At 80.9% G+C, this 220-nt stretch carries 1 pseudogene; it reads right to left on the bottom strand.

From position 1 onward, the window contains the following. Positions 1-220: pseudogene (locus G3I40_RS18950) on the bottom strand (hypothetical protein); the annotation flags it as partial.

The following is a 220-nucleotide window of genomic DNA, read 5'->3' as shown; positions in this document are numbered from 1 at the left end:
GGCTCGGCGCGGGCGCACCGGAGGACGGAGCCGACGAGGGCGGGGCCGAGGCTTCCGCCTCCGTGAGGGCGCCGGTGATGTCCGGCGCGGCCTGGGCGTCGCCACTCCCGGAGGACTCGGTGCCGAGTTCGGCGAGGCTGAGGCCGCCGGCCGCGAGGGCCAGGCCCGCCGTCGCGAGGAGGATGCGCCCGCGGCGTCTGCGGTGCGCCCGGCGGGAGCG

The sequence above is a fragment of the Streptomyces sp. SID14478 genome, from assembly GCF_010548525.1.
Classification (GTDB): domain Bacteria; phylum Actinomycetota; class Actinomycetes; order Streptomycetales; family Streptomycetaceae; genus Streptomyces.
This window is presented reverse-complemented; position numbering and strand designations above follow the sequence as displayed.